Source organism: Endozoicomonas sp. ALB115, from assembly GCF_049310245.1.
Classification (GTDB): domain Bacteria; phylum Pseudomonadota; class Gammaproteobacteria; order Pseudomonadales; family Endozoicomonadaceae; genus Endozoicomonas.
Genome location: NZ_JBLYZG010000008.1, coordinates 116652 through 136395, shown reverse-complemented (window position 1 = coordinate 136395; position 19744 = coordinate 116652). Strand labels below are relative to the sequence as shown.

Sequence of the window (19744 nt, the reverse complement as noted above, 5' to 3'; positions counted from 1 at the left end):
ACCCCGGTGAAAGACGACATTTTGAGAATTTCTAAGGGCAACAACATAACAGGGAGCCGGAACGATGCCGCTGTTGAGTACCAACAAGCTCCATGAGCTGACAGGCAAAACCCACCGAACCATCAAGGCCCGGCTGGAAACGATCGAACCGGTGATTGAAGGCCGCAGCCATCTGTACGAGAGCAAGACCGTTTTGCCTTTGCTCTACGATGCGGACAAAACCGCCGGTGACTATGACCTGGAACAGGAGCGGGCACGACTGGCCAAGGAACAGGCCGACGGCAAGGCGCTGGACAATGCCCGGAAACGGCAAGAGCAGCTGGACGTACCCACCATGGTGGAACTGGTGGCCGGTGAATACGCTTTCGTCCGTGCCAACCTGATTGCCATTCCTGGCAAATACTCACGACGGCTGGCGTTGATGGATTCACCAACGGAAGTGCAGGAGCTGCTGATGGAAGTTGTCACCGAAGCGTTAAAGGAGCTGACCGCCGATGAGCCAGGCAGTATTGAATCCCGATGCGATTGACTTCGCCCGGCAGCTGCTGGGCAGGGCACGGCGGGAAAACCTGAAGCCGCCACCCAATATGGGACTGGTGGAGTGGGCCGATACCTATCGCTACCTGTCGGCGGAGTCATCGTCCGAGCCGGGCAAGTGGAAAACCAGCAATGTGGAGGTGTGCCGTGGTCCCATGGAGGCCTATTGTGACCCGGCGGTGAAAGTGGTGACGGTGATGTGCTGCACCCAGCTGATGAAAACCGAGCTGATCAACAACATCGTCGGCTATCACATTGACCTCGACCCAGCCCCCATGATCGTGATGCAGCCCAATGAGAAACTGGGGGAAGCCTGGTCAAAAGACCGGCTCAGTACCATGCTGCGGGACTCGCCTACCCTCAAGGGGCGAATCCGGGGCGATAAGATTCTCCATAAAACCTTTGCCGGTGGTCATGTATCCATCGTCGGCAGTAATGCCCCGGGGGATCTTGCCATGCGTCCGGTGCGGGTGGTGCTCTGTGATGAGGTGGACAAGTACCCGGCCTCTGCCGGTGATGAAGGGGACCCGATCGCCCTGATCGCGGAACGGCAGGCGGTGTTCTGGAATGCCAAGCGGGTGCATGTCTGCAGCCCCACCATTGAGGGGAAAAGCCGGATAGCCCGGGAATACAAACTGTCAGATCGGCGGGTGTTTGAAGTGCCCTGTCCGTCCTGCGGTCATCGTGAAGAGATGGTCTGGGCCAATGTGGTGATTCCCAAAGACGACAACGGCAAGAAACTGCCGGAGCAGTCTCACTATCGTTGCCCTCACTGTGAAACCCCCTGGACTGAACCCCAGCGACAGCAGGCCATTACCCAGGGAAGCTGGCGGGCAACCCGTCCCTTTACCGGTCATGCCGGGTTCAATGTCTCCAAACTGGCCAGCCCCTGGGAGAGCATTCCCCAACTGGTGGAAAAGTGGATCAATGCCCAGGGCAATACCCAGCTGTTGAAAACCTTTATCAATACCCAGCTGGCCCAGACCTGGAAGCAGAAAGGCGATGCACCGGAGTGGCAGCGACTCTATGAGCGTCGGGATGATTACCCCATTGGCAGGGTGCCTGAAGGGGGACTGTTCCTGACCGGCGCGGCGGATATCCAGAAAAACCGGATTGAGATCGAGATTGTCAGCTGGGGGCGGGGTAAACGATCATGGTCTGTGGATTACATCGTGATCGAGGGAGGCATTGAAACTCAGGAAGTACAGGACCAGCTGAGCCGGTTGGTCAACGGCACCTGGAAACACGCGAACGGTGTGGAAATGTCCCTGCTGCGTTTTGCCATTGACACCGGCTACAACGCCCAGGTGGTTTACAACTGGGTGCGTAAACATCCGGGACTGGTGATGGCGATCAAGGGAATGCCCCCGGGCCCTTATCCTATCCTCTGTCGTCCATCCTATGTGGATCTCAATTTTGAAGGCCAGCATGTGCAGAAAGGGGTGCAGCTGTGGGGCATTGGCACCGATGCTGCCAAGACAGAACTGTACTCCTGGCTGCAGCTGGATTTCACAAAAGACCATGATTCGTCATCACAGCCGCCCGCTGGCTATTGCCGCTTTCCCCAATACAACGAAGACTATTTCAAGATGCTGACTGCCGAGCACCTGGTGGAAAAGCAGACCAAGCGGGGGATGCAATACGGCTGGGAGAAGTTCCGGGAGCGCAATGAAGCCCTGGACTGCCGGGTCTATAACCGTGCTGCCGCTGCCGCCGTCGGTATCGACCGGTTTGAGGAAGAGCACTGGCGGGAGCTGGAACAGGCGCTGGGACAACTCTCTACACCGTCGTCTGCTGCCCCGGCACCAGTGGCAGAACAGCAACGTACCCGCAAAGGAAGATGGATAAAACGCTAATGGCCTTTACACAACAGCAACTCACCGCACTGGAAGACGCCATCGCCATGGGTACCCTGGAGGTGGAGTATGGCGACAAGAAGGTTCGCTATCGCAGCCTGACCGAAATGATGCGGATCCGGGACATGATGCGCCGGGATATTGAGAAACCCCAGCACGCCAGGGTGGTTTCATTCAGCAAGGGATTACAATAATGGCCAGAAAAACGGGTGAGGAGATGGGACTTTACGAGCGGTTACTGATCAACGTCGCTCCCCGTTTTTACATGCGACGGCTGCAGGCCATGAGCGCGGCCAATGTGTTCAAGCGCCGGTATGAAGGGGCGGCCAAAGGACGCCGGACGGAGGGCTGGGTCGCCCATGGCAGTTCTGCCAATAGCGAAATTGGTAAAGACTTTCAGACACTGATGTTCCGCAGTCGGGACCTGTTGCGGAATAATGCCTGGGCACGACAGGCCCAGCGGGTAATCCGGAACAATGTGGTCCGTTATGGCATTGTGGCCGAGCTGAAAGGGCAGAACCAGAAAGCCCTGAAAAAGCGCCAGAAGCTGTGGTGCAGCTGGGCCGAGTCCATCCAGATAGACGCCGATGGCCAGAGAAATATCTACGCATTGCAGGCACTGGCCATGAACACCATTTTTGAGTCCGGTTCGGTACTGATCCGTCGTCGTCGACGTCGGGCCAGCGATAACCTGGCCGTTCCCCTGCAGCTTCAGGTGCTGGAACCGGACTGGATTGATACCGGCAAAACCCAGACGCTGGATAACGGTCACAAGATCGTCCAGGGCAAAGAGTTCAATGCCATTGGTCAACTGGTGGCTTACTGGTTGTTCGATCAGCACCCCGGTGACTATCACCACTTCCGCCGTTATAACGCCCAGTCCCGTCGGGTGGATGCCTCGGAAATTCTCCATGTGTTCGACTCGGATCGACCGGAACAGATTCATGGTGTGCCCTGGCTTGCTGCCGCCATGCTCCGGCTTCGGGATTTTGATGAACTGCAGGATGCCAAGCTGATGCAACAGAAAATTGCCAGCTGTTTTGCCGTGCTGGTGAAGGGGACCGATGCCAACAGTGTCTCATTGCCCAAGAAAAACAACGGTGACCCGACGCTGCCGGTAGACTCGATCGAGCCGGGTATGGTGGAGTATGTAGGGCATAACGACATCACCACCGTGACACCGCCCGATGCGGACAATGGCACCGACTATACCCGCACCCTGTTGCGTGAAATTGCCATGTCGTTTGGTATCACCGCCGAACAGCTGACCGGTGATTACTCCCAGGTTAACTTTTCCAGTGCCCGAATGGGTCGATTGGAGTTTGTGGCCAATGTGGAGCACTGGCAGTGGAATATGCTGATTCCCGGATTCTGTGAGCAGGTTTATGGCTGGTTTGATGAAGCGGCCCGGCTGATTGGTGAGTACGAACCGGTCACTGCCGAATGGACGCCACCGGCGGTGCCTGCCCTGGATATGGAGAAAGAGGGCAAGGCAATCCGGGAGTATATCCGTGACGGCCTGATGACCCAGTCGGAAGGCGTCCGTCGTCTGGGTTATGATCCGGTGAAATTTTTTGAAGAGTATCAGGGTGATCTGCAGCGGTTGGATAAGATGGGGATTGTGTTGGATACGGACCCCCGGAAAACCGCTCGCGGGGGGACGTTGCAGGCAGAACCTAACGACAGTGATTAGCCACAGGTTTCTCTGGCATTGGCTGATACCAGATTATAGGCATCCCCAATCTCAAGAACTTGCCCATGCATGTTATTATGTGATTTACACATAGGGACAATGTACCAGCTATTATCAATCATTAATCCACCTTTCTGTACATGGGCACCTACCTCCGCATAAGAGAGGCAATTCTTTACAGAACAATAGATAGATGATTGACCACTGAATCTCTGCCAGTGATGTAGCCAGCTTCTGCATTCGCAAGTATTGTCACTGGTTCCGTTGATGTTTTTAACTTTCACTTTCAGCTCCTGCTTTAATATTTTCAGCCGATAAATATATGGCTGTAATTAAGAGCAATAGGGTGGGGCTAGCAGCCACCCTATTGCAGGTTGGAAGAATTACTTCTTCCGTTTTTTCGGGAACTTAAAGCAGAAAGCCTTGAGCCCGTATTGATGGGCGTAAATGCGTTTTCCAGCTTTCTTGTTAAAGTAGCTGGTGCAATACACCACTTCATAGTCGTCATCACGCATGAGCGGATTCCTTCTATTGAGCGGCGGCCAGAAAACTCAAGACATAATCGAACGGGGGGATTGACCCGATTGCCGATCAGGTCTACCATTCCGAGCAGGGATCGCCAAATTCCTGCATTATGGCTTGAGAGATATGAGTCTCACCGCATTAGTCTCATACCTTTTGAGTATCAACGGCTTGGAGTGCCACCTCGAAGTCGTTCTCTTACTTTTTCTTATACCTTTTGTTGATATTCCTCAATCTTGCTTCTGCAGCGGACCTTGAAACTCCGTACATCTCACATAGTTCATCCTCTGAATTACACTCCAAAGCTACTTCAAGCGGCATAAGGAACGCACTGGCAAATTCGTCAGCTTGCCATTCGGAGTCTTCATAGATTTGATGTTCTCTGCCTTCATTGCTTCTGGCGAAACTGGCAGTACCTTTATGAAGAAAGAAATGTCCAACTTCATGGGCGAGGGTAAAAATGTCACGGGGATTTTCTGCACAGGCGCCATCATAAACTTTCTGGGTGCAGCGCATGAGGTTTTTGTCTGGGTAAGTGTGAGCAGCGTCTCCACCAAGCTCATGATTTTCTACCACTTCGAATTCTAACCCCATTATTGGGACGAGCAGCAGTTCGATAAAGCGGACGACATTGAGGCGTTCCTTGGGATCCGCAAGGCCACTGCGAATCCCGGAAGCCGTCTTCTCTATCTTTTTAGCACTTAGTGGAGGCACCATGCGGCCTTTTTTTCGCTGGATCTTCATTTGTTTTTTAGCATCCTCTTAATATCATCCTGTTTTTCTTTACTTAATCCTGAGAAGCTGCGGGCAAACATGGTTACCATTTCCTTAGTATCATCACTGCAGCCAGAGCCCTTCACACTGTATTCAAGTCTAGATACGTCTACTGATTGATTTAGTTTTTTAACATCCTCTCGATTGAGCATTAGCAGCTTAATAATTTTGTCCACCAGTTCCGTTGTTATTGTTTTTTTCCCTGTCTCTACAGAGGAAAGGTAAGCAGAAGACACTCCTACACCATCAGCCATTTCCTTCAGAGTCATGGCGTGGTCAATTCTGTATTTCCGAACCTCCTTGCCGAACGGGGTGATCATATTTGCTCTCCAAAATTTTCGTTATTGAAGCTACTGCTTCGGGCTGATTAAAGTATCAGGGGTTAACTGTCTTAACTCAGCCTGTACACGATGTTAACCAAAAAAGGTTAATCCTGCAAACTTTAATTGGTTTTTTCTATACATAATTGGTCGTTTGATTATAGGAGCGATCATTAATCTTGTCCGGTAATATCAATTTGTAAAAAACGACAACGTACGAACACAACAGAAAAACATTGTGCTGAGAAATACCCTCCTGTGACAAAAAATGCCCCCGCCTGAACTACCACCACTCCCAACCCCCTTCCCCCCTGCATACCATCGTGTCTGAACCAGCGAATTTTCCAACGGGAAGCCGGACACAATGGATGAAGATCATGTAACCGAACCACAGCAGACCCGCGATATCCCTCCCATGCAGCTGGAAGCCCGGGCCATGCCGGACAGCTGGAATGAGGAAGAGCGGAGTCTGGACGTGGTCTGGTCTACCGGTGCCCGGGTGCGTCGGTACGATTGGTGGAAAGACGAAGAGTTTAACGAAGAGCTCTCCATGGATCCGGCCCATATCCGCATGGGGCGCTTCAACAACAACGCGCCGGTCTGTGACTCCCACGCGACGTATTCACTGCGCAATGTGATCGGCAAGATTCAGCCAGGGACGGCATCTACTGACGGGGCTGAAGGCCGTTGTCGTGTGCTGCTCTCCCAGCGGGAGGAGATCAATGGCGTGGTGCAGGATATCCGCGACGGCATTCTCTGCAACGTCTCCATCGGCTACCGCGTATTCAAGTTTGAAGATGTGACGGAGAACGATGACAAGATCAAAACTCTCCGCGCCATCGACTGGGAACCCTATGAACTCTCTTTTGTGCCCGTGGGCGCAGACGATGAGGCCGGTACCCGCTCCCAGAGCATTGACAGCAACCCCTGTGAATTTGTAACCCGGGCCGCAGCGCCCATCACCCCTGAAAAGGAAACTCCAATGGAAGAGAATGAAGATCTGTCCCAAGATGGACAGCGTTCCGACAAGGGCCAGGGCGGCGCTGCACCGACAACGTCGCCTGATAACACCATCACCCCGGACCAGGTCCGCAGTGCCGCCGATGCTGCCGTAAAAGCGGAGCGCCAGCGGGTCGCCGATATCCGTCAGGCGGTGCGTGCTGCCCGTCTCGGTGATGAGTTTGCCGATGAGCTGATCACCAACGGTACGGTGATCGAAGAGGCCCGCAAGCTGATTATCGACAAGTTTGCCGACCAGGGTGACCAGCAGGAGAGCCGTGGTTTTGTCACGTTCACCAATACCGCCACCCTGGATGCCAAGCGTGCCGCCATGGAAAACGCCCTGATGCACCGGGTCAACCCGTCCAAGGTGAAATTAACCGACGACGGTCGTGATTTCCGTGGTCTGCGCCTGCTGGATCTGGCCCGTGATGCGGTGGAAACCGGTGGTGTCAGTACCCGTGGCATGAACCCCCTGGAAATTGCCAGGCAGGCCATGTCCACCAGTGACTTCAAGCTGATCCTGGCCAATGTCACCAACAAGACCCTGCAGGACAGTTATGCTGGCAGCCCGCAGACCTTCCGCCCACTGGTGCGCCAGGTCAGCCTGAACGACTTCAAGCCGGTGCAGCGTACCCGCCTCGGGGATGCCCCCAACCTGGAGAAGGTGAACGAAAACGGCGAGTTCAAGTACGGCAAGCTGGGTGAAGAGGCGGAAAGCTACCGTCTGGAAACCTACGGCAAGATCATCCCGATCACCCGTCAGGCCATTATCAATGACGACCTGGAAGCGTTTATGCGCCTGGCCCGAATGTATGGCCGTTCCGCTGCGGATCTGGAGTCCGATCTGGTCTGGGGACTGTTCACGCAGAATCAGAAGATGGCGGATGGGAAAACCATCTTCCATGGCGACCACCTCAACTACAACAGCTCGGCCACGGGCATCACCATTGCCTCCATTGGTGCTGGCCGTACTGCCATGCGCAAGCAGAAAGGCGTTGATGGTCGTCTGATCTCGGTCATGCCGGAATACATGATTGTCCCGTCCAGCCGGGAAACCGAAGGCGAGCAGTTTATCAGCCAGAACCTGGCAGCCACCAAAAACGAAGACATCAACCCCTTTGCCGGGCGTCTGCAGCTGATCGCTGAGCCCCGTCTGGAAGAGAACGGCGGCAATGCGAAGGACTGGTTCCTCGGTTGCGGCCCTGACCAGATCGATACGATCGAACTGGCCTATCTCTCCGGCGATGAAGGGCTGGTGTTGGAAGAAGAGGCGGGCTTTGATGTGGATGGCATCAAGTTCAAGGCACGCCTTGATGTCGCGGCCGCCTTTATCGACTGGCGCGGCTTCTACAAGCAGAAAGGCTAAGGGCAGGATAACGGGGGCAACCCCGTTATCTGTTGCATAGATCCTCCAGAGGACAGGAACATGGCGAGAAACAAGATACAGGAAGGACGGTTGATCACCGTCATCGCCACCGGTGCCATCACCAGTGGCCAGGGCGTGTTAACCGGGGCGTTGTTTGGCGTGGCAATGACCGACGCCGCCACCGGTGAGGCCTTTGAAAAAGACACCTGTGGTGTATACGAACTGCCCAAAACCGTGGCAGACGACATTACCCAGGGGGCCAAGGTGTACTGGACCGGTTCGGCGGTGAGCAAAACCGCATCGGGCAACACCCTGATCGGCTGCGCCAGTGAAGCGGCCGGTAACGGGGCGGCGGTGGTACGTGTTCGTCTGAACGGTACCGTCTGATCATGGATTTCGGGCAGCTGGCCAACGGCATGCACCGGGCGATTCTGGCCAGTCCCCTGGCGGAGTCGGCCACGGTGGCGGGCGTGACCACCCGGGTGATCTTTTTTGGTGAATACCTGGAAGCGGACCCGGTCAGTGGTGCCCCGGTGGCGTCTGCTGAGCCCAAGATTGCCGTTCGGCTCAATGACTTCAGCCAGCCACCGGAACCGGAAGACCGGGTACAACTCCGTGGCCTCAGCTACCGGATAGACGAGATCCGGCCCGATGGGGAAGGCCTGGCGGAACTGATGCTGAAGCGGGATTACTGACCATGAAACACCATCGGCAAACCATACGGGCAGCGATAGCTACCCAGCTGAAAGGCAAAACAGACGCCGGTGACCGGGTGTTTGTCAACCGTCAGCGTACCCTGAGGCGGGACGACCTGCCCTGTCTGCTGGTGTACACCACCACCGAAAGCTGTGATACCGGCTATGCAGAGCAGACCGCGCCCCGACAGGACAAACGACGGTTGACCTGCGTTGTGGACATCCGGGCAGAAAGCCGGAACGGACTGGATGACCTGCTGGATCGCCTGGCCTTTCAGGTGGAACAGGCCGTGTTTGCCGATGTCAGCTTTGGCCAGACCGTGGCAGACGGTTTTCTCAACAGCACCAATATCCAGTTCAGCGAAGAGGGTGAGCACTGCATTGGTGCCTGTGAACTGAGTTTTGAACTGCACTACTACACCGATGCCAGTCCCAACCCGGACAGCTGGCCCTACTGGAACAGTGCCGGGGTGACTATTAATACCGGCAGCGGTGAAAGCACTGAACAATCCATCAACCTACCGGGGAGTGACCAGCCATGACGCTGCATATCAAACCCAGAAACGGCCTGCAGGTGCGTACCCCGGCGGGTCATCATCTTCGGGCTGAAGGCGAACAGGTACCACACAATAGCTACTGGCTGCGTCGGCTGAAAGCCGGTGATGTGGTGCTGGTCGAGAACCCAACCGAACAGCAGGGAGCGAAGGCGAAATGAGCATCAGCTTTAACCAGATTCCCAACGGCCAGCTGACGCCGTTTGTCTTTGTGGAGTTTGATAACTCCCATGCCAACCAGGGCCCGGCCATCCAGAATTACCGGGCACTGGTACTGGGTCAGCGTCTGGCATCCGGCACCGTGGCAGCGGATGTGCCGACCCGGGTGACCAGTGAGGAGCAGGCAGCGGAATACTTTGGCCGTGGCTCCATGATCCATCAGCAGGTGCAGGCGTTTCTGGCCAATAACCGGGTGACTGAGCTCTGGGTGATTGCCCGGGATGATCTTCAGGCCGGTGTACAGGCGACACTGGATCTGACCATTACCGGCACGGCTACCCAGTCTGGCACTTTTAACCTGATGATCGGTGGTCGTCGTGTACGTGCCGGTGTCACCGTAGGGGATAACAGCACCGCCATTGCAACGGCGGTGGCTGCGGCCATCAATGCCGATGGTGAGCTGGCGGTCACCGCTACGGCGTCGGCTGCCAAGGTGACCCTGAGGGCACGGCACAAGGGCGAAGCGGGCAACGGTATTGATGTGCGCTGCAACTACTACACCGGGGAGCGATTCCCGGAAGGGGTCAGTGCCCCACGGCAGGCCCGACTGTCGAACGGTACCGGCAACCCGGACATCAGCCCGGCCATTGCCGCCATGGGCGATGAGGCCTATCACATCATCGCCATGCCGTACACCGATGGTGCCAACCTGACGGCACTGGAAAGCGAACTGGCCTCCCGCTGGGGACCGGAACGGCAGCTGGACGGGCTGGCCTTTGCCAGTGCCAACGGTACTCACTCGGAGCTGGGTACGCTGGGGGATTCCCGAAACTCTGAGCATGTCAGTATCGGCGGTTTTTCCGGGGTACCCACCGTGCCCTGGCAGTGTGCCGCAGCCCAGGCGGCAGTGGTGGCGCTCCATGGTCAGATTGACCCGGCCAGACCGTTTCAGACCCTGCCCATGGTGGGCGTGCTGGCACCCTGGCCGGAAGACCGTTTTACCCGGCAGGAACGCAACCTGCTGCTGAACGACGGCATCAGTACATTTACCGTGAGCCCCGGTGGTGAGGTGCTGGTTGAGCGACTGGTCACCACCTACAACCTGAATGCCCAGGGGGCACCGGACCCCAGCTATCGGGATGTGAATACGCTGCTGACCCTGAGTTACCTGCGGTTTGATTTCCGTACCTACATCACCAACAAGTACCCACGGCACAAGCTGGCGGGCGACAGTGTCCAGGTACCGTCCGGACAGGCGATTATGACGCCCTCGCTGGGCAAGGCCGAAGCCATCGCCAAGTTTATGCAGTGGCAGAACCTCGGTCTGGTTGAAGAGCTGGACCAGTTCAAGCGGGACCTGGTGGTGGAGCGGGACCCACAGGACCCGAACCGGCTGAACTGGCTGTTGCCACCGGATCTGATCAACCAGCTGCGTATCAATGCCGCCCAGATCCAGTTCCGGGTCTGACGGCTGAGCCACAGGGAGAAGAAAACCCATGAGTCAAATGAGAAAGGGCGGCATCATCGAAGTGACGGTGGACGGCAGCCGCATGGATGCCAAAGGGGCCTTCAGCTATAACCTCGGGCATCCCCAGCGGGAAGCCCTGGTGGGGGCCGACAAGGTACACGGCTATAAGGAGACGCCCCAGGTGGCTTACATCGAGGGTGCCATTACCGACAACGTCAACCTCGACCTGAAACAGCTGGTGAACTCGGTGAACATTACCGCCGTGCTGCGTCTGGCCAATGGCAAAAGCGTGGTCCTCAGCGAGGGCTGGTATGCCGGTGAAGGAACCGGCAATTCCGAAGAGGGGGAGATCCCCTTGCGCATTGAAGGCCTGCGGGCAGAGGAGATCAGCTGATGACGGCAGTCGCCTACACCCTGAAGCATCCGGTCGTGGTGGGAGAAACCCATGTTACCGAGCTGACCTTCCAGCGCCCCAAGGCCAAGCACATGAAAGGCATACGGCTGGGGAACGAGATTGGCATGGACGACATTCTGCTGCTGGCCGGTCGCATTGCCGGTCAGTCGTCGCTGGTGATGGACGAGCTGGATATTGAAGATGTGATGGCAGTGGCGGAGGTGATCAGCGGTTTTTTGCCCGCTGGCGATGTGACTGGGCCGACTGGTTCGGAATAATCGCCGGTACCTTCCACTTTCCCCCCTCTGAACTCTGGGCCATGGATGACCAGGATCTGGAATTCTGGATTCATCAGGCCCGGCAATGGATTGAAGCCCGGGAGCCCTCCTGATGTCGCGCAATAACCCGAACCTGAGAATTGAGATCAGCGCCCTGGACCGGCTGGCGCAACCCATGCGCCGGATTAACCGACGGTTCGAACAGCTGCAACGGCCGGTGGGCCGTCTGCAACGTTCCCTGCGGGGTCTGGGTCGTGAAGCTGGCCTGCAGCGGATGGGCACGGCCTTTGCCGGTATCGGTCGCAGTGTGGGCAAAGTGGGCAAGGAGTTGGGGGGCGTTATCACCAAAATGGGCGTGCTGGGTGGCCTGGCCGGTGCCGGTGGTTTGGCCGTTGGCAAGTCCTTTGTGGACACCGCTGCCCAGTTTGAAAAGTTTGAGACCATTCTTTCCCGGTTGGAGGGCAGTAAAGAGGCCGGGAAAAAATCAATGGCATGGATTGAAGACTTTGCCGCCAAAACCCCTTACGAACTGGAACAGGTCACTGATGCTTTTGTAAAGCTCCGTGCTTACGGCATGGACCCGATCAATGGCGATCTGCTTCGGACCCTGGGTGATACCTCGGCCGCCATGGGCAAAGACATGATGCAGGCGGTTGAAGCCATTGCCGATGCAGTGACCGGTGAGAATGAACGACTGAAGGAGTTTGGAATCAAGGCGGCATCATCGGGCAACAAGATCGTTTATGAATACACCAACAGTGCCGGTAAAACCATGCGCAAGGCGGTACAAAAGGGTAATCGTGAGATGATCCAGAGCACCTTGCAGATGATCTGGAACGATAAGTATGGTGGTGCCATGAAAGACCTTTCCGGCACCTGGCAGGGAATGATCAGCAATCTGTTGGATCAATGGAGCCGATTCAAGCGGCTGGTCATGGAGTCAGGCCCGTTTGAGTTATTGAAAGAGAAACTGGGTGGGCTTCTGGATCGCCTGAACCAGATGTCCGAAACCGGAGAGTTAAAACGGCGAGCTGAAGAACTGGGTAAAACACTGGTCTCCGCGTTTTATAAAACCCGTGATGCGGTCAAAGAGCTCTACAGCGGATTTCAGCAGTTAAAACAGCATCTGCAGCAAATTATTGATTTCGGTTCTGCTCTGGTTGAACGCTTTGGTGGCGTTAAGGTTGTACTGACTGCCCTTGCGGTGCTGATCGGTGGCAAGCTGATTATTGCGATGGGAGCGCTGTTGCTGGCCTTTAAAACGTTAGGCGCTGCCATGCTGTTAACGCCTTTCGGGTTGATTACAACCGCCATCGCTGGATTGGTATATGCAGGCGTTGAGCTTTATCAGCGATTTGAAATAGTGAGAAAAGTATTCAAAGCACTTTGGGCATTTAATGACAAGTACAATCCTTTTCTCGGTATGGTTCGAGCCGCTAATCACTTAATAAAAGTGCTGACCGGCTTTGACATTCTCGACAGCATCAAAACCAAACTGGCCAACCTGCTGCCCGCCTGGATCACCCGCAAACTGGGCTGGAGCATTGACAGTAACGTAGCAGAGCCCACCACGGCCACACCCTCAGCCGGTGATGCCCGTTCAGCGGCAGCGGTGCGTCAGCAGGCCGCCAGGCAGCAGAGTGTTGATGTCCATAACCGTGCTGCCGTTACTGTGGACTTTGCCAATGTTCCCCGGGGAACCCAGGTGAAGACCCGGACTGACCGGGGTACCGATCTCGATACTTCCCTTGATTACGCCATGAGCTGGTAAGGAGTCGTTATGACCTGGCGCGAACACTATCAACAGGCCAGCTTCCGGGGCGTTCCCTTTCATACCCGCACCCACGATGCCAGCGGTGGCCGTAATACCGACAGTCAGGACTCTGTGGACCAGGAAGACGCCAATACCGAAGACACCGGTCGTAAAACCCGACGGTACTCGGTAGAGGCCTATGTGGTGGGTCTGGATTACCAGTGGATGCGGGATGCCCTGTTAGCTGCCCTGGACCAGGCAGGCCCCGGTGAACTGGTGCACCCCTACCTGGGGGTGCTGCAGGTGATCTGCGACAGCTGGCAATTAAGGGAGTCAGCTGACGAGGGTGGTATGGCCCGGTTCTCCCTGACCTTTACGGAAAAGGGCGACACCGTTCTGCCAAGGGCCTGGACGGATCGGGCCAGCACCATCAGCCAGCTGGCGGATCAGGCAGAAGCGGCCAGTATCGAAGCCTATGCCGACACCTTTTCCATTGAAGACAAACCGGATTTTGTTGCCCGGGATGCCCTGGAACAGTTGGCCAGCGTCACCGACCAGATTAACCAGGTCAGTGCCCGGTTAGGTGGTGCAGGTTCGTACAGCAGCCCGGTAATCAGCCAGTTAAACAACAGTGTTAATGCGGCCACTGGACTGATGAGCAACGTCCGCAGCCTGGCCACACTGGGTAACCCCCTGGAGGGGCTTGCTGCCCTGGGCAGCCTGCTGAATTACGACAGTGGTGCCAGTTCTGTCAACCCCATCACCGCATCCCGCCAGCAACAGCAGACCAACCGGCTGGCCACCGAAGCCCTCACCCGTGAAGCGGCCCTGATTACCTCAGCGCGGTTGGCCGTGGATGCCCGGTTTGACTCGGTCAATCAGGCTGAGGCCACCCGTGACACACTGCTGGATGCACTGGACGATATTGCCGGTAACACCCTCAGTGATAACCTGTTTGACCAGCTGCAGGCATTACGGCAGGGGCTGTACCAGACGTTGCCGGATCAGACTCTGCCAAGTGTCGGGGAATACACGGCATCAGCCACGCAACCGGCTCTGGTCACCGCTTATGAACTCTATCGGGATCCTGACCGGGGAGAAGATATCGCCCGTCGCAATGGGGTTGCACACCCTGGCTTTCTGCCCGGTGGCCAACCCCTGGAGGTGCTGACCCATGGCTGAGGATATCCGGCTAACCGTGGGCGGCAAGATCTGGACCGGCTGGGAGTCGGTCACCATTCGTACCGGTGTGGAATTTCTGGCCGGTGCCTTCAGCCTGAATGTGGGCAGCCAGTGGCAGGGCATGATGGGCACGGATCAACTCTGTGCTTTGAGCCTGGGAGAGCGCCCCCTGGTGAATGGCTATCTCGACAAACTTCACAGCGTAAACGACACTGATCAGCAATCACGACAGTTGCAGGGCTGGGATCGGGCTGCTGATCTTTCGGCCTGCACGGTGGAACCGGCCCAGTTTCGTAACTCGAACCTGCTGGCCATTATCAACGCCATCGGCCAGCCTTTTGGGGTTACCGCTACCAGTCAGCTGCCCCTGCAACCGGTGCGACGGTTTGACCTTTTTCCCGGTGAGACCGGATCAGAAGCGCTGGACCGGTTGGGCAGAACCTGTGCGGTATTGATCTTCAGTAATGGTCTGGGACAGCTGCAGGTAACTCGAGGCCGTTCTGCGGTTCGTTCCCAAACCGCTTTGGTGGAAGGGGAAAACATAGTCTCATCAGAACTGCGGGTTGATCGCACTCAGCGTTTCTCCCATTACCAGGCACTGGGGCAGCTGGCAGGCATGAGTGATGAGCTGGCACCGGCCCAGCGCTTTGCCATTGCCGGAGAGGCGAGAGACCGCCAGATCAAAAGACACCGACCGTTTACCCTGTTGTCAGAATCCTCCGTAGACAATGCCCAGTGTCAGCGCCGCGCCCAATGGCAGGCTGCTGTAGCCGCTGCCCGTGGCTGGCGTCTTCTGGTACGGGTAAAAGGCTGGACTGGCATTAAAGGTGAGCTCTGGCGACCCTGGGTGAATGTGCCGGTGCGTTCTGGCTGGCACGGCATTGATGAAACCCTGCTGGTGATTGGCTGCACCTATACCGGCAGTCGTTCAGCCCGTTTTACCGATCTGGAACTGGTCCGGGCCGATGCTTATGAACTGCAGCCGGACAGGAGTGACTGATGGAGTTTCGACAACAGTTGGCCAGAGCCCTGGCCCCGTTAAAACATCGCCTGCAGTTGATGATTGGTCGGGCGGTGATCCATACCATAAACGACGGTAGCCAACTGCAAACCCTGCAACTGGGGATACTGGCCGGTGAATTAAAAGAACCGGTTGAACGGCTTCAGGAGTACGGTTTTACCAGTCATCCCAAACCGGGAGCAGAAGCGGTAGTGTTGTTCCATGGCGGTAACCGGGACCATGGGCTGGTGATTGCCGTGGATGATGTCCGCTACCGGTTGAAGCAACTGAAAGCCGGAGAAGTGGCGCTCTATGATGACCTGGGCAACCGGATACACCTGGCCAGGGATGGCCTTTCTATCAAGGCCGTAACGGCCCTGACCGTCGATGCGCCCCAGACAACATGGAATGGCAATCTGGCCATAAATGGCCAGTTAACCGCCACGGAAGATATCCGTGCTGCCGGTATCAGCCTGAAAGGACACAAACATTCAGGCGATAGCGGTGGTACCACAGGAGCCCCCCAATGAGTGATTTACGACTGGTGATGTCCGGCGGTGGTGCCGATCTGGAGGTGCTGGCCGGTGACCTGATGACCGATGACGGGCTGGAGACCCAGATCATTGTCAGCCTGTTCACCGATAAACGCCTGCCGGACGATATGAGCGTACCGGAAGGTTTTGACCGACGGGGATGGTGGGGCGATGCCCTGAATGCCGAGCCCGGCGATGAAACCGGCTCTCTGCTCTGGCTGCTCCAGCGGGAAAAACTGACTGCGGCTGTCGTCAGCCAGGCACGGCGATACTGTGAACAGGCATTGGCCTGGCTGGTGAAAGACGGCGTGGCAGAAAGTGTCAGCGTGGCCACAGAAGTGCACCGTCCTGACGCCCTGTTAATCAGCGTGACCATACAAAGGCCCCGGAAGCCTCCTTTAAGATACCAGTATCAGGCCCCCTGGGGCGCCCAGTCCAGCCGGAACTGATTCATGCCATTTTTACGACCATCCCTGAAAGACATTGCCGACCGCATCACCGCCGATCTGGACAGCCGGATGGGCGGCGCTGCTTTTCGTCGTTCCGTTAAAAGCAAACTGGCCACCTCCCTGGCCGGTGCGGTTCATGGCCTTTATGGCTACCTCGATTACCTGGCCAGACAGATCAATCCTGCCACGGCAACGGATCAATACCTGCGGCTCTGGTGTGTGGTCTGGAATATCCTGCCCCGTGAGGCGGTGATTGCCAAAGGGCAGGCGACGTTTACCGGTAATCCGGGGGCAGCGGTGCCCACGGGTACCCTGTTAACCCGCAGTGACGGGGAGCCGTTTCGGGTCGTCACCGGCGTTACGCTGGCCAGTGGTACTGCCATTGCAGATATAGAAGCCGTGAATGCCGGTCAGGCTGGCAATACGGAAGCGGCAGTACTGCTGCAGTTGCAATCACCCATTGAAGGCATACAGGCCGACGCCACCGTCACCAGTGATGGCATTACCGGAGGTGTCGAAGCGGAAAACGACGACAGTCTGAGAGACCGGTTACTGCTGAGAATCCGCAAACCGGCCCGGGGCGGCAATGGTGACGATTATGTCCGCTGGGCGCGGGAAGAGCCCGGGGTGGATCGGGCCTGGTGCTACCCCAACAAGATGGGGCTGGGTACGGTCTCCCTGACATTTACCGCCAGTGATATGAATAACCCGATACCTGACGCTGACCTGGTGACTGCTGTCACGGAGCGTATTGATGCTGTGCGCCCGGTGGCTATGAAAGAGCGGTACATCTATGCGCCAATTGCCGATTCGCAGACCATTACCATCACCAATCTGAAACCAGACACACCTGAAGTTCGTTCCGCCATTGAGGCTGAGCTGAAAGACCTGTTCTACCGGGAGGCCAAACCGGAAGACGGCAATGGTCAGGGAGTCGTACCGATCAGCCTGGTGCGTGAAGCGATTTCGGTGGCCAGTGGTGAAACTGACCATGACCTGGTCAGCCCGTTGGATGATATCCGCCCTGCCGAGGGTGCCATGGCGACTTACGGAGGGGTGACATGGCAGACCGCCTGACCCGTTATGCCGAACAGCTACGGCAGCTGCTACCCCGTGGCCTTGCCTGGAATAGCGAACAGGACAGTACCCTCAATGACCTGGTGGAAGGGCTGGCAGAAACCTTTGCCCGGGTGGATCACCGGTCAGACGAGCTGATCCGTAATGCGCTGCCGCAATACACCACGGAGCTGTTGCCCGAATGGGAGCAGGTGGCGGGCCTGCCGGAAGAGTGCCGTTCACTTTCTGAAACACAGGAACAGCGTCGTTCAGCACTGGTGGAGAAGCTGGCGGAAGTGGGCGACCAGTCCCGTACTTTTTATATCCAGCTGGCGGCGCGGCTTGGCCACGCCATCACCATCACGGAATTCAGTCAGCCAAAGGCAGGCATGGCGACAGCGGGCGAGCGTTGCTACGGGGCAGACTGGCATTTTGTCTGGCAGGTGAATACTCCCCATGCACTGACCATCAGCCGGGCCACGGCAGGACGCAGTGCCGCCGGTGAACCGCTTGCCAGCTGGCAGACCAATCAGCTGGAATGCCTGTTCCGGCGACTGAACCAGGCGCATAAACAGGTGCTGTTTCAATACGGATAACAACGACGGAGAACGATTATGCATCGGATTGATGGCGACGGGGCCACCAATGACAACCGCTTTACCAGCGGGAACCCCCAGGCGGGTATTCCTGCCACGGTGATTACACAGGAATGGTTGAACAGTATTCAGGAGGAGCTGGTTAGTGTGATTGGGGCTGAGAAGCTTGATAAAAGTCAGACTAACCAGTTGCTCAAGGCTATTCAAGCCATGACGGCCGGGCAGGATGTGGGCAAGTTGGCACTGAGGATTGTGGATCCGAGCAATCTGCCGACATTGGCACCCAATGAGTTGGTGCCCATGGGGCAGTTGCTCAACAGGGCGGATTATCCGGAGCTATGGGAATATATTCAGGCCAGTGGGGCGATGGTTAGCGATAGTGTCTGGCAGCAGTCTGGTCGGGAAGCCTTTTTCAGTTCTGGAAATGGTTCGACTACGTTCAGGCCGGGTAATTTGGTGACGGGGGTGTTTCCAAGGTTTCTGGATCTGACGGGGCTTTATGATCCGGATCGTAATAGTCGGGTTGGGGGGAATGTTCCAGGGAGCTGGCAGGGGGATGCGATTCGAAATATAACCGGATCATTCCATCCGAGTTTCAACACGCTAGGTTCAGCGGGTATCGTTCATAGTGATAGCTCTGCTGTTGGTGCTTTCAAAAAAGGCAATAGCGAAGTAACTCGCGCCCTAGGCATTGCAAACGGCTATTTGTGCAGCAATCTTGAATTCGATGCATCACGAAGTGTTCCAACAGCTTCCGATAACCGTCCCGTCAGTATTGCTATCCTACCTACCTATATTTACAAGTAATGGGAGCCATTATGACCATCCACCACAGCTTTGATCGTCCGTCTCGCCGTTATTTGGGGCCATGCCCAATCCCTGCCAGCATCCTAGATCCGGTTAATGAATCCGCTGCACCCGCAAACACACTGCCATTTGCACCACCAGAGCCATCTGATAATGAAACGGTGTTGGTAAATGAAGCCTTTGATAACTGGGAGCTGGTACCCGACTTTACCGGCACAGTTTATCAGAAGGCCGATGGTCTGCCGGTAGAGCATAAAGAGCTGGGCCCATTACCAGAAACCTTGACCCCGCTGAAACCAACAAGCCCACACGATGAATGGAACGAAGCCTCCAACAGCTGGATCAAAAATAAAACCGCTGAAAAAGACGCCCTGTGCAGTGCAGCCCTTGAAGCCCTGAAGCAGGAAAGAAACCATCACCGCCAGCACGGATTCAGTTACCAGTCTCACCAGGTAGAGGCGACAGCAATAGACCAGGGCAATATTGTTGCGGTGATCACCGGTTACACCGAAGGCATACGTACCGAAAATAAGCCGGTCTACTGGAAGACAGGCCCAAACAAATACCTGCCATTGAATGGCAAGTCTGACGCCGTTGCCCTGGGAACAGCAATAGACGACTTTGTTCAGAAGCTGTTCCGGATTGAAGCCCAGCTGGCACAGGAAGTGGCCGCCATGACCACCGCAGAATTACAGGCATTTGATGCCAAAGCCCGTTTTCAGGAAACCCTGAACACCGCCGTATAAATCC

25 protein-coding genes are annotated in these 19744 nt (G+C 56.3%); 21 read left to right on the top strand and 4 right to left on the bottom strand.

The window, feature by feature from the left end:
- The first annotated feature begins 64 nt into the window (after positions 1-64).
- The 4 genes from ACO6VE_RS06010 to ACO6VE_RS05995 are packed head-to-tail and all read left to right on the top strand — an operon-like array spanning position 65 to position 4086.
- Positions 65-529, top strand: coding sequence for a hypothetical protein (locus ACO6VE_RS06010; protein WP_422460268.1), 465 nt, complete (start codon positions 65-67; stop codon positions 527-529).
- Positions 495-2393 (top strand): phage terminase large subunit family protein, encoded by a 1899-nt coding sequence (locus tag ACO6VE_RS06005; protein ID WP_422460266.1) that lies wholly within the window; start codon positions 495-497, stop codon positions 2391-2393. Before ACO6VE_RS06010 ends, ACO6VE_RS06005 begins: the two co-directional genes overlap by 35 nt.
- The gene (locus ACO6VE_RS06000) at positions 2378-2587 is read left to right on the top strand and encodes a phage head-tail joining protein (protein WP_252018471.1); all 210 of its coding nucleotides are present in this window, start codon (positions 2378-2380) and stop codon (positions 2585-2587) included. Before ACO6VE_RS06005 ends, ACO6VE_RS06000 begins: the two co-directional genes overlap by 16 nt.
- Positions 2587-4086 carry a phage portal protein gene (locus tag ACO6VE_RS05995; protein WP_422460264.1) on the top strand — a complete coding sequence of 500 codons (1500 nt, stop codon included), beginning with the start codon at positions 2587-2589 and terminating at the stop codon, positions 4084-4086. The genes ACO6VE_RS06000 and ACO6VE_RS05995 overlap by 1 nt, the downstream gene beginning before the upstream one ends.
- On the opposite strand, the gene ACO6VE_RS05990 is transcribed toward ACO6VE_RS05995, so the two are convergent.
- The 4 genes from ACO6VE_RS05990 to ACO6VE_RS05975 form a co-directional block, all read right to left on the bottom strand.
- Positions 4083-4370 carry a hypothetical protein gene (locus tag ACO6VE_RS05990; protein ID WP_422460263.1) on the bottom strand — a complete coding sequence of 96 codons (288 nt, stop codon included), beginning with the start codon at positions 4368-4370 and terminating at the stop codon, positions 4083-4085. The two genes, ACO6VE_RS05995 and ACO6VE_RS05990, sit on opposite strands and share 4 nt — an antisense overlap.
- A 99-nt stretch (positions 4371-4469) precedes the next feature.
- On the bottom strand, positions 4470-4601 hold the full coding sequence (locus ACO6VE_RS05985) for a hypothetical protein (RefSeq protein ID WP_422460261.1): 132 nt from the start codon (positions 4599-4601) through the stop codon (positions 4470-4472).
- A 205-nt stretch (positions 4602-4806) separates the two neighbouring features.
- Positions 4807-5352, bottom strand: coding sequence for an ImmA/IrrE family metallo-endopeptidase (locus ACO6VE_RS05980; RefSeq protein ID WP_422460259.1), 546 nt, complete (start codon positions 5350-5352; stop codon positions 4807-4809).
- Entirely contained in the window at positions 5349-5702 is a 354-nt protein-coding gene (locus ACO6VE_RS05975; RefSeq protein ID WP_422460257.1) for a helix-turn-helix transcriptional regulator, read from the bottom strand. The genes ACO6VE_RS05980 and ACO6VE_RS05975 overlap by 4 nt, the downstream gene beginning before the upstream one ends.
- A gap of 364 nt (positions 5703-6066) precedes the next feature.
- Between ACO6VE_RS05975 and ACO6VE_RS05970 the strand changes: the two genes are divergently transcribed.
- The 17 genes from ACO6VE_RS05970 to ACO6VE_RS05890 all read left to right on the top strand — a co-directional run bounded on the left by ACO6VE_RS05970 (position 6067) and on the right by ACO6VE_RS05890 (position 19740).
- Entirely contained in the window at positions 6067-8070 is a 2004-nt protein-coding gene (locus ACO6VE_RS05970; RefSeq protein WP_422460255.1) for a prohead protease/major capsid protein fusion protein, read from the top strand.
- A 60-nt stretch (positions 8071-8130) separates the two neighbouring features.
- Positions 8131-8457 (top strand): DUF2190 family protein, encoded by a 327-nt coding sequence (locus ACO6VE_RS05965; RefSeq protein WP_422460253.1) that lies wholly within the window; start codon positions 8131-8133, stop codon positions 8455-8457.
- 2 nt (positions 8458-8459) lie between these two features.
- A complete protein-coding gene (locus tag ACO6VE_RS05960; protein ID WP_422460251.1) occupies positions 8460-8765 on the top strand; it encodes a head-tail joining protein in 306 nt (101 codons plus the stop codon).
- A 2-nt stretch (positions 8766-8767) separates the two neighbouring features.
- Positions 8768-9307 carry a hypothetical protein gene (locus ACO6VE_RS05955; protein ID WP_422460249.1) on the top strand — a complete coding sequence of 180 codons (540 nt, stop codon included), beginning with the start codon at positions 8768-8770 and terminating at the stop codon, positions 9305-9307.
- A complete protein-coding gene (locus ACO6VE_RS05950) occupies positions 9304-9480 on the top strand; it encodes a DUF2635 domain-containing protein (protein ID WP_422460247.1) in 177 nt (58 codons plus the stop codon). Before ACO6VE_RS05955 ends, ACO6VE_RS05950 begins: the two co-directional genes overlap by 4 nt.
- Positions 9477-10946, top strand: a complete 1470-nt coding sequence (locus ACO6VE_RS05945; protein WP_422460245.1) for a phage tail sheath subtilisin-like domain-containing protein — start codon at positions 9477-9479, stop codon at positions 10944-10946. The genes ACO6VE_RS05950 and ACO6VE_RS05945 overlap by 4 nt, the downstream gene beginning before the upstream one ends.
- Positions 10947-10974: 28 nt before the next feature.
- Entirely contained in the window at positions 10975-11340 is a 366-nt protein-coding gene (locus tag ACO6VE_RS05940; RefSeq protein WP_422460243.1) for a phage tail tube protein, read from the top strand.
- Positions 11340-11618 carry a phage tail assembly protein gene (locus ACO6VE_RS05935; RefSeq protein ID WP_422460241.1) on the top strand — a complete coding sequence of 93 codons (279 nt, stop codon included), beginning with the start codon at positions 11340-11342 and terminating at the stop codon, positions 11616-11618. Before ACO6VE_RS05940 ends, ACO6VE_RS05935 begins: the two co-directional genes overlap by 1 nt.
- Before the next feature lie 112 nt (positions 11619-11730).
- On the top strand, positions 11731-13389 hold the full coding sequence (locus ACO6VE_RS05930; protein ID WP_422460239.1) for a tape measure protein: 1659 nt from the start codon (positions 11731-11733) through the stop codon (positions 13387-13389).
- A 9-nt stretch (positions 13390-13398) separates the two neighbouring features.
- Complete coding sequence (locus ACO6VE_RS05925; protein ID WP_422460237.1) at positions 13399-14553, top strand: DNA circularization protein; 1155 nt, start codon at positions 13399-13401, stop codon at positions 14551-14553.
- On the top strand, positions 14546-15553 hold the full coding sequence (locus ACO6VE_RS05920; protein WP_422460235.1) for a phage baseplate assembly protein: 1008 nt from the start codon (positions 14546-14548) through the stop codon (positions 15551-15553). Before ACO6VE_RS05925 ends, ACO6VE_RS05920 begins: the two co-directional genes overlap by 8 nt.
- Positions 15553-16083 carry a phage baseplate assembly protein V gene (locus tag ACO6VE_RS05915; RefSeq protein WP_422460233.1) on the top strand — a complete coding sequence of 177 codons (531 nt, stop codon included), beginning with the start codon at positions 15553-15555 and terminating at the stop codon, positions 16081-16083. Before ACO6VE_RS05920 ends, ACO6VE_RS05915 begins: the two co-directional genes overlap by 1 nt.
- A complete protein-coding gene (locus ACO6VE_RS05910; protein ID WP_422460231.1) occupies positions 16080-16535 on the top strand; it encodes a phage GP46 family protein in 456 nt (151 codons plus the stop codon). Before ACO6VE_RS05915 ends, ACO6VE_RS05910 begins: the two co-directional genes overlap by 4 nt.
- Positions 16536-16538: 3 nt before the next feature.
- A complete protein-coding gene (locus ACO6VE_RS05905) occupies positions 16539-17612 on the top strand; it encodes a baseplate J/gp47 family protein (protein WP_422460229.1) in 1074 nt (357 codons plus the stop codon).
- Positions 17597-18187, top strand: coding sequence for a YmfQ family protein (locus tag ACO6VE_RS05900; RefSeq protein ID WP_422460227.1), 591 nt, complete (start codon positions 17597-17599; stop codon positions 18185-18187). The genes ACO6VE_RS05905 and ACO6VE_RS05900 overlap by 16 nt, the downstream gene beginning before the upstream one ends.
- 18 nt (positions 18188-18205) lie before the next feature.
- Positions 18206-18994, top strand: a complete 789-nt coding sequence (locus ACO6VE_RS05895; RefSeq protein WP_422460225.1) for a hypothetical protein — start codon at positions 18206-18208, stop codon at positions 18992-18994.
- A gap of 11 nt (positions 18995-19005) precedes the next feature.
- Complete coding sequence (locus ACO6VE_RS05890; RefSeq protein ID WP_422460223.1) at positions 19006-19740, top strand: hypothetical protein; 735 nt, start codon at positions 19006-19008, stop codon at positions 19738-19740.
- Positions 19741-19744: the final 4 nt, after the last annotated feature.